Consider the following 13,650-nt stretch of genomic DNA (forward strand, 5'->3'; position numbering starts at 1 on the left):
GAGGATGCGCAAAACCGCACCAATAACAGGGCAGTCCTTCGACAAGCTCAGGATGAGCGGGTGGTGGGAGTGGATCGTGGCGTTCAGTCCAACACCAGCCGCTGTACCGCGCCGCCGCGTTCGCGCTGGCAATCGGCCTTGCCCGCGACCGGACTGGTGCAGACCAGGATGTCGCCCGCGCCGCTGACCGCGCAGGCCCACACCGCCACGCCGAGATCGTACGTGGCCATGTGGCGGCCATCGGCGGTGAACCGGACCAGCTGGTTGCAGGTCATCGTCGTGACCAGCACCGATCCATCGACATCGACGCAGATCCCGTCGGGCTGGCATCCCGGCGTTTGCGCAAACACGCGGCGGTTGGACAGGCTGCCGTCGGCGGCGATGTCGAACGCGGTGAGGCCTTGCGCGACCGATTCCGCGACCACCAGCACGCGTCCGCCATCGATCAGCGCCATGCCGTTGGGAAACTGCAGGTCGTGCGCCGCAATCGAGGGCGTACCGTCGGGGCCGAGCCGCACCAGCGTGGTCGGGCGCGGCTCCTCGCCATAAGGATCGAAGCCGAAATTGCCGACAAAGGCGCTGCCGTCGGGCAGCACGATCATGTCGTTGCACTTGTCGCGCACCAGCGGCGCCAGCTTGGCGTGGGCCGAGAGGACGCCGTCACGCAGGCGCAGCACCGCCTGGTCGAGCATCGACACCACCAGCAGATCGCCATCGGGCAGCCAGCCGATCCCGCTGGGCTGGCCGGGCACCTCGACGATGGTCTCGCACGATCCGGTCAGGTCGGTGGCATAGACGGCATGGCTGTAGAAATCTGAAAACCACAGCCGCCCGTCGTGCCAGCGCGGGGCTTCGGGAAAGGTCAGGCCCGTGACGATCGGTTCGAGTTTCATGGCGTAGTCCCCTCCGGCTGCGGTCTTGGTCATGCAGAACGGCTTACTGCCGCTGCATCGCCCCGCCATCGACGAAAAAGCCTTGGCCCGACATGAACCGCGCATCGTCGGAGGCCAGGAACGCGATCACGTCGGCGATGTCTTCCGGCTGGCCCAGCCGCCCGAGCGAGGCCTTGTTTTGCCAGTATGTCTTGAACTGCGGCATCTGGGTGAACGCCGGCTCGGTCATCGGCGTTTCGATCGCGCCGGGCATCAGGCAGTTGGCGGTGATGCCGTACTGGCCCAGCTCCACCGCGACCGAGCGGGTCATGCCCAGCACCGCATGTTTCGAGGTGCCGTAAGCGACCAGCCCGGCGTCGCCGAACTGCGCCATGGTCGATCCGATGGTGATGATCCGGCCATGCGCGGACAGTTGCAACGCTGGCACGCAATCGCGGATCAGGCGGAACACCGCCGTGACGTTCACCGCCATGACCATGTCGAAATAGGCGTCGTCATGCCCCTCGAGCGGATGGAACGCGCTGACCCCGGCGCAGGGCACCACGATGTCGAGCCCGCCAAGGCGTTCGACCGCTTCGGTCACCAGTGCGGCGTTGGCGCCGGGCACGGTCACGTCCACCTGCCGGTCGACCGCGCCCTTGAAGTCGGCGGTGAACACGCGCGCGCCGTCTGCCGCAAGGCGCCAGGCGGCGGCCGCGCCGATGCCCGATCCCGCGCCGGTGATCAGCGCGCGCCGTCCTGCCAGGCGTCCGGCGCTCATGCGATCTGCAGCACGAGCTTGCCGGTGTTGGCGCCCGAGAACAGCCGCATGAACGCGGGGTAAGCGTTCTCCAGCCCTTGCTGGATATCCTCGTCCACCCGGATCTTGCCTTGTGCCATCCACTGCGCCATCTGCGCGCCGCCTTCGCCGAAGCGGGGGACGTGGTCGGCGATGAGGAACCCGGTCATCGTCGCGCGCTTGACCAGCACCTGCCACAAGTTGCGCGCGCCGAGCTTTTCGGGCGAGTTGTATTCGCTGATCAGTCCGCACAGGATGATCCGCGCGCGCATCGCCAGGTTCATCAGTTCGGCATCGAGCACCGCGCCGCCGACGTTCTCGAACACGATGTCGGCCCCGTCGGGCGCGGCCTCGGCGATTTCGGCGGACAGCGTATCGACCGGCTTGGCGTTGCCACCGGCATCTTTGTAGTCGATCGCTACGTCGAAGCCATAGTCTGCGACCAGGCGGCGGCACTTGTCCGCACCGCCGGCGATGCCGATCGTGCGGCAGCCCATGATCTTGCCGATCTGGCCCACTGCCGATCCGACCGCGCCGGCCGCGCCCGACACCAGCAGCGTCTCGCCCGGCTTGGGCTGGCCGATGTCGAGCAGGCCGAAGTACGCGGTCAGCCCCACCGCGCCCATCGCCGAGAGGAAGCGTGACGGGCTGTCCACGCCCGAAATGTCGATCTTGCTGGTGAAGCCGCCGGGAGCGACCTGCGAATAATCCTCCAGCCCGTTGAGCCCCATCACCCAGTCGCCCGGCGCGAAATCGGGATTGTCGGACGCATGGACCACGCCGACCGTGGTCGCGCGGACCGGATCACCGAGCGGGATCGGCGGCATGTAGCTGGGCGCATCGTCCATCCACCCGCGCTGCGCCGGATCGAGCGAGGCGAAATGGTTGCGCACGACGAAGCCGCCGGGCTGGGGGGTGGGGACGGGCGCTTCGGCCAGGCTGAAATCTTGCGGCACCGGATCGCCGTGCGGACGCCGGGCGAGCAGGAACCTGCGATTGGCGGTCATCATCGTTCTCCCAGTTCGAAACGGCCATCTTCCGGCGGCCAACATACTGCAGATTGCCCGCCTGTATCGTCGCTGCACCTGTAACAAGTTGCAGTACGGTTCTGGAACCAATCCGGTAAACGGGGGCGGAAGGGTTTTGCCGCAGAGCGCAACCTGTATCAGGGAGGGAATCCAATGCGAACATCATTCGCGCGCCAGGCAGTGACCAGCGCACTTTTCACAACATCGCTGATCGCGCTTGCTGTTCCGGCACACGCCGCCGACGCTGCCGCGCCCGCCGCTGCCGCCCAGCCGGCCGATGCGGCTACCGGTTCCAGCACGATCGATTCCAATGAAATCGTCGTTTCGGCCCGCCGTCGCGATGAAACGCTGCAGACGACCCCGGTCGCGATCACCGCGATCAACGCCGCGATGCTGGAAGGCAAGGCATCGACCAACATCGGCGATCTGCAGGGCGCCGCACCGAACCTGCTGATCACGCAGCAGAACTCGGGCGGCCAGGCCGCCAACCTGTCGATTCGCGGGCTGACGTATGCCGACATCGAAAAGTCGCAGGAGCCGACCGTTGGCGTCGTCGTCGATGGCGTGTTCATCGGCACCAACACCGGCCAGCTGCTCGACTTCTTCGACATCGACCAGATCGAAGTGCTGCGCGGTCCGCAGGGCACGCTGTTTGGCCGCAACACCATCGGCGGCGTGATCAGCATCCGCCGGTCCAAGCCGACCATGACCACCGGCGTGAAGGCCGAAGCCAGCTACGGCAAGTTCAACACCTGGGACGCGCGCGCGATCGTCAACGTCGGCGATGGCGAAACGATCGGCCTCAAGGGCTTCTACTTCCACAGCCAGAGCGACGGGTTCTACAACAGCGCGGTCACCGGCAAGCACGCTGGCGGCTACAACAACGAGAACTTCGGCGCCTCGCTGCTGTTCAAGCCGCGCGGTAGCGATTTCGACGCAGAGCTGACGGTCGAAAAGCAGGACCAGAAGTTCGACGTCGTCAACTCGAACATCGCCAACAGCACCGAAGCGTTCTGTGGCATCGAACCCGCCAACCAGTGCAATCGCAATACCACCACCGACCTCTACACGGTGTTCAACAGCCCGGGCATCAGCACGTACAGTGCTCCGTCGGGCACGCTGGAAATGAACCTGGGCCTGGGCGACGTGAAGTTGACCTCGATCACCGGCTATCGCAAATCGACCGAATACCAGACGCAGGATTTCGATTCGTCGACGTCGGATCTGTACTACGTACGGCGCACGCAGGACTACAAGCAGTGGTCGCAGGAACTGCGCGCTTCGGGCAAGATCGGATCGACATTCGATTACGTCATCGGCGGCTTCTACTTCAACTCCAGCTACAATCTGACGCAGTATTCGCGGGTGTTCGGTGGCGCCTTCGCCGCTTCGCTGGTTCCGATCGACGGACAGCTGTTTGATGCGAACGGGCAGGTCGTGCATGGCCATACCGAAAGCTATGCCGCATTCGGCGATTTCAACTGGGCGTTTGCCGACCGGTTCCGCCTGTCGTTCGGCGGTCGCTATACCCACGACAAGAAGGAACTGGTCAACAGCTTCCTGACCACGGGGACTGTGGGTTCGGGCAAGGCCAGCTTCAACAAGTTCACGCCCAAGGTCGGGATCGACTTCCGTCCCGACAACAACACGATGCTCTATGCTTCGTGGTCGCGCGGGTTCCGCTCGGGCGGGTTCAGTCCGCGTGCAGCGACGTCCGTGACAGCCGGCGTCGCCTACAAGCCCGAAACGGTCGACAGCTACGAAGTCGGCGCCAAGCTCGATCTGCTCGACCGGCACCTGCAGTTCAACATCGCGGGCTTCATTTCCAAGTACAAGGGCCTGCAGCAGAACACCACGATCCCCGGCGGCCCCACCGGCAACCAGACGATCACCTCGAACGTGGGGTCGGCCACGATCAAGGGCGTGGAAATCGACGCCACGCTGCGCCCGGCTGAAGGCCTCAAGTTCACCGCGACCGCCGGTTTCCTCGACTCGCACTTCAAGAACTTCATCGTCGGCAACATCGCGCCGGTCGGCGGGGCGGTCGTGCCGTTCGATTATTCGGCCAACAACCCGATCTACAGCCCCAAGTTCTCGGGCTCGATCAGCGGCGAATACACCATGCCCACCAGCTTCGGCACCATCGTCGCCGCCGCGAACCTGCGCCACATCGGGCGTTACGATCAGCAGATCTCGCTCGGGCCGCTCACGGGCAACCTGACCACGGGTCCGGTGATCGTCAACGGCAACGATCCGCGCGTGAAGACCGACGTGCAGAACCTGCTCGACGCCAGCCTGACCGCCAACTTCGAGCTGAGCGGCGCCAAGGCGTATGTCACCGTGTTCGGCCGCAACCTCGGCAACGATCGCGGCACGACGGCGGCGTTCACCGTGGCCGGGCTGTGGTCGTTCGCCTCGGCGCGCGAACCGCGCACGTATGGCGTGACCGTCGGCTTCAAGTACTGATCCGATTTGACAGTTCCACCCTCAAGGGACGCGATCGCCTCGGCGGCCGCGTCCCTATTTTTTTGACATGATGACGGAGGTTTCCATGGCCAGGCTGACAGGCAAGATCGCACTCGTGACCGGCGGCGCGTCGGTGCCCGGCCTGGGCAGCGCCACCGCGATCCGGTTCGCCCAGGAAGGCGCCACGGTGTGGATCACCGATCGCGATGGCGCGGGCGCTGAAAAGGTCGCCGCCGGCATTCGCGATTCGGGTGGGCAGGCGCAGGCCATGGCGCACGACGTGACCAGCGAGGCCGAGTGGGATGCGGTGATGGCCGCAATCACGGCGGCGCACGGCGGGCTCGACGTGATCGTCAACAACGCCGGCATCGCGGTGCTGCGCCCGATCGACCAGATGACCACGGCGGACTGGATGCTGCAGAACGACGTCAACCTCAACAGCGTGTTCTACGGCACCCAGCGCGCGGTCGCCGCGATGCGCAAGGCGGGGAAGGGCGGCTCGATCATCAACATCTCATCGGTCGTCGGCCAGATCGGCGTGCCCGCCTGCGCCGCGTATGCCGCGGCCAAGGGCGGGGTGCGGATGATGTCGAAGTCGGTGGCGATGGAAACCGCCGCCGAAGGCATCCGCATCAACACCGTCCACCCCGGCATGATCCTGACCAACATGCAGGACGTCGCCACTGCCGACAACGCCGCCAACTACGACGCGACGCTGGCGCTGATCCCGATGCGCAAGATGGGCGAGCCTGACGACATCGCCAACATGAACCTGTTCCTCGCCTCGGACGAAGCCAAGTACATCACCGGCGCGGAATTCACCGTCGATGGCGGCATGACCGCGAACTGATCTGCGCGCCGCTTTATCGTCGTCCCGGATCGGGTCCGGGACCGCTGGCGAGGAAGCGCCCAGCGGCCAGCGGTCCCGGGTCAAGCCCGGGACGACGGACACTGGCTTATCGGCACGTCAGGCCGCCACGCGCACCACGACTTTGCCGATGCCGCGCCCGGTCAGCATCCCGGCATAGGCATCGAGCACGTTTTCCAGCCCTTGCGTTTCGGCAAAGCGCATCCTGAGCGCCCCGCTGTCGAGCCAGCCGCGCAGCATCGGCAGGAATTCTGCGCCGCGATGGAGGAAATCGGGGATGAAGAATCCCTCGATCCGCAAGCGCCGCATCAGCACCTGGTCGAACTGCGCCGGGCCGGGCAGCGCGACGTCGCTGTCATAGGCGGCGACCATGCCGCACACCGCGACGCGCCCGTAATGCGCCATGTTGGGCAGCACCGCATCGAGCATCGGCCCGCCGACATTGTCGAAATAGGCGTTCACGCCACCCTCGACGCCAGACAGCGCGGCGGCGACGTCTTCGGCCTTGTAGTCGATCGCCAACTCCACGCCGATCTCGTCGCGCAAGTAGCGGCACTTGTCGGGGCCGCCGGCGATGCCGATCACGCGCGCGCCCAGGTTGCGCCCGACCTGGCAGGCGAGGCTGCCGGTCGCGCCCGCCGCCGCGCTGACCACCAGCCATTCGCCCGGCTTGACCGCAGCGATCTCTTTCACCCCAACCAGCGCGGTCCACGCGTTCATGCCCAGCGCGCCGAAATGCTCGCGCGGGTCGGCCACTGTTTCGTCGACCGCCTCCAGCCCGGACAGCGCCGGCACCATCGTTGCGAAGTCCGCCCACCGGCCGAACCCGCGCACCAGCGTACCCTCGGGAAAAGCTGCGTCGCGGCTTTCGCTGACCCGGCCGAGGCATAGCCCTGCCATTTTCGATCCCAGCGGCAGGGGCGGCTGATAGCCATCGGTGCGCGGGCTCATCCACATCCGCGTGCCGGCGTCCATCGACAGCCAATCGGTCGCCACGCGCACTTCGCCGGGTGCCAGCGGAGTCAGTGTTTCCTCGCGCAGCGACAGCGCGGAGGCGAAGTCGTGGCCCTCGGGATGGCGGTCGAGTTGCCAGAAGCGGTTGGCGGTCATCGGGATTCCTCTCCCGTCCCCGGTGCCCGCTGGCCCCGCGCAGGCCACCTATCGAAAGTGCGAGGCTAACCCATTCGGCAGGAGGGTTTGTCATGATCGCAACTTAAAGGCGCGCCCTTGGGATAAAGGGGAGACAAACGATGATCCGCACCACCAGGGCAATTCTGCTCGCTTCGTGCATTCTGGGCAGCAGCGCGCCAGTGTTCGCACAGTCCGCGCCCGCCACGGCCGCAACGCCCGCCACTGATGAGGCCGATACCGGCGCCAAGGGCGGTCTGGACGAGATCATCGTCACCGCGCGCAAGCGTGAGGAAAGCGTGCAGAGCGTGCCGGTGGCCGTGACCGCGATTTCGGAAAAGATGATCGTCCAGCGCGACATCACCAGCATCGAGAAGATCGCGGCGGCGACGCCCAACCTCAACGTCGGCCGCGCCTCCAACGGATCGGGCGCACAGCTCACCTTGCGTGGCATCGGTTCGTCGTCGACCTCGATCGGCATCGAGCAGTCGGTCGCCACCGTGGTCGACGGCGCCTATTACGGGCAGGGCCGCATCATCGAGGAAGGGTTCTTCGACCTCAAGCGCGTCGAAGTGCTGAAAGGCCCGCAGGCGCTGTTCTTCGGCAAGAATGCCACCGCCGGCGTGATCTCGCTGACCACCAACGATCCGGGTTCGGAGCGCGAATTCATCGCCAAGGCGGGCTATGAGTTCAAGTCGCGCCAGTACCAGGGCGAGTTCGTTGCGTCGGGTCCGCTGACCGATACGCTGGGCGTGCGCCTGGCGGTTCGGGGTTCGAAGATGGACGGCGGGTTCTATGACAACGTCTCGGTCAATCGCACCTACACCACGGTGGACATTCAGGATCTGCTGAACGGCCGCGCGGTTACGCCCGTGGGCCACACCGCGACCCCGGCCACGGCGAAGGCGCCGGGCGAGGACGAAATCCTGGCACGCCTGACCGTGAAGTTCACCCCGACCGAACGCCTGACGATGACGGTGAAGGGCGCGTTCGACTACAACAAGGTCAACAACAGCTCGTGGAACTACGTCGCGTTCAACTGCGGCCTGGCGAGCGGCCTCAGCCAGCTGAGCGGTTACAAGTGCGCCAGCGATTTCGTTACCCACCAGAACAACTTCCCCGCCGACATCGCGGCCAGTTTCCCCAATTCGCAGAGCGACGGGTCGCTGTACAACCGCTACCGTTCGTGGGCGATCAACGGCAACGTCACCTATGATCTGGGCGACGTGAAGCTGACCTCGGTCACCAACTACAACACCAACAACAACCGCTGGGCCTGCGCCTGCGATTTCCAGAGCACCGATGCCAGCTCGTGGGCGACCGAAAATTCCACCTGGCGCGCGTTTTCGGAAGAAATGCGTCTGCAGACGGCGTTCGACGGTCCGATCAACCTGATGATCGGCGGCCTGTACCAGAAGACCAAGCGCGATTTTGCTCAGAACATCATGCTCGGCGGATTGAGCAACAGCGCGGCCGCCCCGCAGAACAACTACGTCGCCACCAGCAAGACCAGCTTCACCGACGGCAAGACCGCCGCCGTGTTCGGCCAGGTCACGTGGAAAGTCGTGCCCACCGTCGAATTCGCGGCCGGCGTGCGCTACACGCATGAAACCAAGACCAGCTTCTTCACCCAGCCGTACAACAACCCGGGCCTGACCTTCATCTTCCGCGACAAGCTCGATCCCGATGGCCTGGGCGTGATCAATTCCAAGCAGGTGTTCAACGACTGGTCGCCCGAAGTCACGCTGACGTGGAAGCCGATCGATCACGTGCTGGTCTATGGCGCGTACAAGACCGCCTACAAGTCCGGCGGGTTCTCCAACGGCGGCATCAACTCGAAGTTCTCGATGACGCCGCTGGCCGATCTTACCTTCAATCCCGAAAAGGCGCGCGGGTTCGAGATGGGCATCAAGACCACGCTGGCCGACAACCAGCTGCGCCTGAACTTTGCGGCGTTCAGCTACAAGTACAAGGACCTGCAGGTCGATTTCTTCAACTCGCCGATTTTCGCCTTCCAGACGCTGACCGCCGATGCGAAGACGCAAGGCGCGGAGCTGGAGTTCGAATTCGCCCCGCGCGCCGCTGATGGGCTGAACCTGCACGGTTCGATCAACTACACCAAGGCGCGCTACACCTCGTTCGCGCAGGCGCCGTGCTACGCGGGCCAGACCATCGCGGAAGGCTGCACGTTCGTCAGCGCGATCTCGGCACGCCAGAATCTCAACGGCAAGCCGCTGTCGGTTGCGCCGGAATGGACCGGCGCGATGGGCGTGGGTTACGATACGGCAGTGGGCAGCGGCTACAAGTTCGGCATGAACGCCGATGCCCGCTACAGCAGCAGCTACCTCGCGTCGGGCTTCGGCAACCCCAGCTCGCGCCAGGGCAGCTATGTGACGCTGGACGCCGGTCTCCGCTTTGGCGCCGAGGACGATAACTGGCAGATCGCGGTGATCGGCAAGAACCTGACCAACAAGTTCATCGTCACCGGCGATGTCGATGGTCCTTCGACGGGCGGCGGCACCGGCACCGCAGCGGGCGTCCGCGCCGACCAGCTCGGCTTCGGCAACCTGCCGCGCACGGTGCAGGTGCAGGTGACCAAGCGCTTCTGATTGCGACCGAACCCGCCGCACCGATCGGGTGCGGCGGGCCGGTTTCAGCCGGACAACCAAAAGGCCCGGATCGCGCTGCGGTCCGGGCCTTTTGGTTGTGTGTTCGTGTGCGGTTAGGTGTCGTTCGGGTACGTTCAGGCGCTACTGCCGGTGGATGTTGCGGAAAGACCGGCTGGCGAACAGCCATTGGCCGTCGATCTTCACGCAAGTGTCCTCGTACACGCCGCGATCGCGCTTGGTCACGCCCTCCTGATCATAGACTTCTGAGGTGTAACTGCGCATCGTGGCGCGGTTGCCGTCGATTTCGATCGAACCGGGCCATGCCTCGAACATGATGCCGGGATAGCCCTTCATCGCCTCGATCCACATCGCCAGAATCGCGGCGCGGCCCTTGGTCGTGCCGATCTCGGGGTAGTCGGGCAGCGACCATTCGGCGTCTTCGGCCCAAGTCGCACCCCACGCGGCAGCGTCGCACTGCGTCACCGCATCGGCATAGATATCAAGCAGTTCGCGGATCGCGAGGCGATCGTCGGCGGGTCCGGTAAACGGCATGTCAGGCTCTCCCAGTTATCGGTTCTTGTCCGCCAGCCTAGCGGGCGCAGGCGCCGCGTGAACCTGTGGGATTGGGCAGGGGGCAGGCCTGCGTCGGGGTCAGATGCCGACGGGCAGTTCTTCCATCGTCGGCGGTGCAACGGGTACGCACACCTCGATCATGCCATCGGTGACGCGCACCGGGAACAGCCGCAAGTCGCGATAGGCGCCGCCGATGCATTTGCCGCTGGCCAGTTCGAACCGCGCGCCGTGCAATGGGCACATCACCGCGCCCCGGCGGATGCGCCCGCCCGACAGCAGCGCTGCCTGATGGGTGCAGCGATCGTTCACCGCGTGGAAGCCGCCGTCGGTTTTCGCGACCAGCACGAACCAGCCGCCCAGCTTCGCCGCCAGCTTGCCGTCAGCGGGAAATTCGGTTTCGGCGATGAGCGGGTGCCAGGCGTCGGTCATGCGCAACGTCTCTCAGGAAAAGGAAATCGTGGTGATGACATCGCCGCCAGCATAAGCCTTCGCGGCCTGGGCCACCATGTCGTAAAATCCGGTCAGCACCGGCGCGGGCGCATACAGCTCGGTCATGTGGCCATAGGCCGACACGGTATCGGCGAACGCGAACACGAAGCCGTCGCTCATTTCGGCGCGCAACGCGGTGGCAAAGCCGAGCGCGCCAAGCCGGGCGCATTCGGCATCGACGTCATCGACGAACAGCGCGACGTGATGCAGGCCCCAGCGGCCCGACCCTTCGGGATAGAGGTCGTGGAAGGCGGAAGGGCCGGGATTGTTCTGCTGGACGAACTCGATCATCACCTCGCCCCATTGGCCATAGGCCGATGTATGGTCGAGCGGGCGCTCCACCCCGCGATGCAGGGCCGAACGCAGCGGAATGTTGTCAGCGACGAAATAGGGGCCGGACCCGAACGCGGCATGGTGCGCCAGTGCGGCCTTGCGCACATCCGCGCAGAAATAGGCGACCTGGCGGATCGGCCGGTTCATTGTTCGCGCCTCAGATCGAACTGCCGCCATCGACGCGGAATTCCGCGCCGGTGGTGAACGCGGATTCGTCCGAGGCGAGATAGACCGCCATCGCGGCGACTTCCTCGGGCTTGCCCAGCCGGCCGATCGGGTGGGTCGCGACGAAGCCGGCGTAAAGCGCCTGCGGATCGTCCGACTGCGCCATGACTTTGTCGATCATGTCGGTGTGGATCGCGCCGGGGTGGATCGAATTGCAGCGGATGCCATAGCCCTTTTGCGCAAAGTGCAGCGCGCACGACTTGGTCATGTGCGTGACCGCCGCCTTGGCCGCGTTGTAGGCGATCAGGTCGGCCTGCGCGCGCACGCCGCACAGCGACGACATGTTGATGATCGAGCCGCCGTGGGTGGTCATGGCGGGCAGCACATGCTTGGAGCCCAGGAACACGCCGACCACGTCGATGTCGAATTCGTGGCGGAACTGCTCGAGCGTCACATCCTCGATGCTGCCCAGCGTGGTGATCCCGGCGTTGTTGACCAGTACGTCGATCCGTTCGCACGTCGCGAACGTGGCAAGCCACTGGTCCTCGAACCGCACGTCGAGCGCCACGAACCGCGCGGCGCCGCCGAGTTCGGTTGCCAATGCCTCGCCCGCAGCCGCGTCGACATCGGCGATAAGAACCGACGCACCTTCGCCGACAAAGCGCCGCGCGATCGCCGCGCCAAGGCCCGAGGCGCCGCCGGTGACGAACGTGACCTTGCCCTGCAGCCGCCCGGTCATGCGCTCAGATCCGCACCAGCGTCTTGCCCACGGTCTGGCCGGACATCAGTTCGATGAACGCCTGCGGCAACGTCTCGAACCCGTCGCGCACGTTTTCCAGCGGCTTCAGCCCGCCATCGGCGAACAGGCCGTCGAGCATCGCCTGCGCCTCGTCCAGCACTTCGGGATGGTCGTAGGTGATGAACCCGCGCATCCCCACGCGGTTGACCACCAGCTGCCATGCATTGCGCAAGCCGTGCGGATGTTCCGCGTCGTTGTATTGCGCGATCATCCCGCACAGCGCGATGCGTCCGTGCAGGCGCATCAGCGGCAGCACGGCGTCGAGCGTTTCGCCGCCGACATTGTCGAAATAGACGTCGATCCCGTCGGGCGCCGCCGCGCTGATCGCCGCGCCCAGATCGTCGACCCCGCGATAGTCGATGGCGACATCGGCGCCGAGCCCGCGAACCACGTCTGCCTTGTTCGGCCCGCCGGCAAGCCCGATCACGCGGCATCCGGCGGCCTTGGCCAGCTGCACCACGGTGCTGCCGGTCGCCCCGGCGGCGGCGCTGACGAGCACCGTTTCGCCGGCCTTGGCTTTGCCGATCTCGAACAGGCCGACCCAAGCGGTCAGCCCGACCGGTCCCAATGCGCCCATGTAATGCTGCAACGGCACATCCGGCGCGCAATCGACCTGTTCGAGCCCCAGCGCATCGCCGCGCAGGATGTAGTGGTCAGACCAGGTGGCGAAGGCCCGCAACAGCGTGCCCACCGGCCATGCCGGGTTGTTCGATTCGATCACTTCGCCCAGCGACATGCCGTTGATCGGCGCGCCGATGGCGACGGGGGGCAGGTAGCTCGGCCGATCGTCGAGGAACCCGCGAATGGCGGGATCGCACGAACCCACGCGCATCTTCACCAGCATTTCGCCGGGGCCGGGGCGCGGCATCGGCGCGGTCGCCAGCGCAAAGTCTTCGGGGACCGGCACACCCTGCGGGCGCCGGACGAGCACGATCTGTCGAACCTCTTCCATCGCGCCGCTTTACCCTGCGCGGGCTGGCGTGCGAGGCTAGTTTTATCGCTAGGTTCGGCAATCGGTCAGATCGCGGAAACTTGCCGCAAATGGGAAAAGGGATTGAGGCATGGCGACCGAGTTCACCGACCAGCAGAAGCTTGAATTCGTCGACCGGCTCTACGAAGTGTCCGGTGCGGGCGACTGGGATGCCGCCGCCGCCATGCTGACCGACGATTTCTTCATCACCGAGGCCGATCCGCTGCCGTACGCCGGCGTCTATCGCGGCAAGTCGGCGCTGCAGGATCTTTATACCAAAGTGATGGGGATGATGGACGTGGTCGGGCTCGATCGCGTGCAAACCACGGTGGGCGGCGATTTTGCGGTGTGCCTGCTGTCGTTCAGCTTTGCCGATCCGGCGCTGGCACCGGGCGAACTGGCCGAAATGTACCGCTTCCGCGGCGACAAGGTGTGCGAGATCCGCCCGTACTATTTCGATCCCGCGCAGATCGTGGCTGCGTGCGAGGCGAAGCAGGCGCTGGCGTAGGGCAGGATGATTCTCCGTGCTTGCCGATTGCGGCGCGCCCGGA

Annotated in this window: 13 protein-coding genes; 4 read left to right on the forward strand and 9 right to left on the reverse strand. The window is 65.4% G+C overall.

Going from position 1 to position 13,650, the window contains the following annotated elements; translation table 11 throughout:
* Positions 1-83: 83 nt before the first annotated feature.
* From NL2_RS03270 to NL2_RS03280, 3 genes are read right to left on the reverse strand one after another with little or no spacing between them, the layout of a single operon-like run.
* Complete coding sequence (locus NL2_RS03270) at positions 84-893, reverse strand: SMP-30/gluconolactonase/LRE family protein (protein ID WP_218006087.1); 810 nt, start codon at positions 891-893, stop codon at positions 84-86.
* A gap of 43 nt (positions 894-936) precedes the next feature.
* Positions 937-1,653 carry an SDR family NAD(P)-dependent oxidoreductase gene (locus tag NL2_RS03275; protein ID WP_068071668.1) on the reverse strand — a complete coding sequence of 239 codons (717 nt, stop codon included), beginning with the start codon at positions 1,651-1,653 and terminating at the stop codon, positions 937-939.
* Complete coding sequence (locus tag NL2_RS03280) at positions 1,650-2,678, reverse strand: NADP-dependent oxidoreductase (protein ID WP_068071941.1); 1,029 nt, start codon at positions 2,676-2,678, stop codon at positions 1,650-1,652. The genes NL2_RS03275 and NL2_RS03280 overlap by 4 nt, the downstream gene beginning before the upstream one ends.
* Before the next feature lie 174 nt (positions 2,679-2,852).
* On the opposite strand from NL2_RS03280, the gene NL2_RS03285 reads away from it, so the two are divergent.
* Positions 2,853-5,165, forward strand: coding sequence for a TonB-dependent receptor (locus tag NL2_RS03285; protein ID WP_068071670.1), 2,313 nt, complete (start codon positions 2,853-2,855; stop codon positions 5,163-5,165).
* Positions 5,166-5,250: 85 nt separating this feature from the next.
* Positions 5,251-6,015: an SDR family NAD(P)-dependent oxidoreductase gene (locus NL2_RS03290; RefSeq protein ID WP_068071942.1), complete on the forward strand. Its 765-nt coding sequence runs from the start codon at positions 5,251-5,253 to the stop codon at positions 6,013-6,015.
* Positions 6,016-6,132: 117 nt separating this feature from the next.
* Here NL2_RS03290 and NL2_RS03295 read toward each other — a convergent pair whose 3' ends face one another.
* The gene (locus tag NL2_RS03295) at positions 6,133-7,143 is read right to left on the reverse strand and encodes an NADP-dependent oxidoreductase (protein WP_068071672.1); all 1,011 of its coding nucleotides are present in this window, start codon (positions 7,141-7,143) and stop codon (positions 6,133-6,135) included.
* Positions 7,144-7,283: 140 nt separating this feature from the next.
* Between NL2_RS03295 and NL2_RS03300 the strand changes: the two genes are divergently transcribed.
* A complete protein-coding gene (locus NL2_RS03300) occupies positions 7,284-9,770 on the forward strand; it encodes a TonB-dependent receptor (protein ID WP_245647553.1) in 2,487 nt (828 codons plus the stop codon).
* 141 nt (positions 9,771-9,911) lie between these two features.
* On the opposite strand, the gene NL2_RS03305 is transcribed toward NL2_RS03300, so the two are convergent.
* The 5 genes from NL2_RS03305 to NL2_RS03325 all read right to left on the reverse strand — a co-directional run bounded on the left by NL2_RS03305 (position 9,912) and on the right by NL2_RS03325 (position 13,081).
* Positions 9,912-10,322: a nuclear transport factor 2 family protein gene (locus tag NL2_RS03305; RefSeq protein ID WP_068071679.1), complete on the reverse strand. Its 411-nt coding sequence runs from the start codon at positions 10,320-10,322 to the stop codon at positions 9,912-9,914.
* 99 nt (positions 10,323-10,421) lie between these two features.
* On the reverse strand, positions 10,422-10,772 hold the full coding sequence (locus NL2_RS03310; RefSeq protein ID WP_068071681.1) for a Rieske (2Fe-2S) protein: 351 nt from the start codon (positions 10,770-10,772) through the stop codon (positions 10,422-10,424).
* A gap of 12 nt (positions 10,773-10,784) precedes the next feature.
* Positions 10,785-11,312 (reverse strand): VOC family protein, encoded by a 528-nt coding sequence (locus NL2_RS03315; protein ID WP_068071683.1) that lies wholly within the window; start codon positions 11,310-11,312, stop codon positions 10,785-10,787.
* A gap of 10 nt (positions 11,313-11,322) precedes the next feature.
* The gene (locus tag NL2_RS03320) at positions 11,323-12,069 is read right to left on the reverse strand and encodes a glucose 1-dehydrogenase (protein ID WP_068071688.1); all 747 of its coding nucleotides are present in this window, start codon (positions 12,067-12,069) and stop codon (positions 11,323-11,325) included.
* A 4-nt stretch (positions 12,070-12,073) separates the two neighbouring features.
* Entirely contained in the window at positions 12,074-13,081 is a 1,008-nt protein-coding gene (locus NL2_RS03325) for an NADP-dependent oxidoreductase (RefSeq protein ID WP_068071690.1), read from the reverse strand.
* Positions 13,082-13,190: 109 nt separating this feature from the next.
* On the opposite strand from NL2_RS03325, the gene NL2_RS03330 reads away from it, so the two are divergent.
* A complete protein-coding gene (locus tag NL2_RS03330; protein WP_068071692.1) occupies positions 13,191-13,607 on the forward strand; it encodes a nuclear transport factor 2 family protein in 417 nt (138 codons plus the stop codon).
* Positions 13,608-13,650: the final 43 nt, after the last annotated feature.

This window comes from Novosphingobium lentum NBRC 107847, assembly GCF_001590965.1.
Lineage (GTDB): Bacteria > Pseudomonadota > Alphaproteobacteria > Sphingomonadales > Sphingomonadaceae > Novosphingobium > Novosphingobium lentum.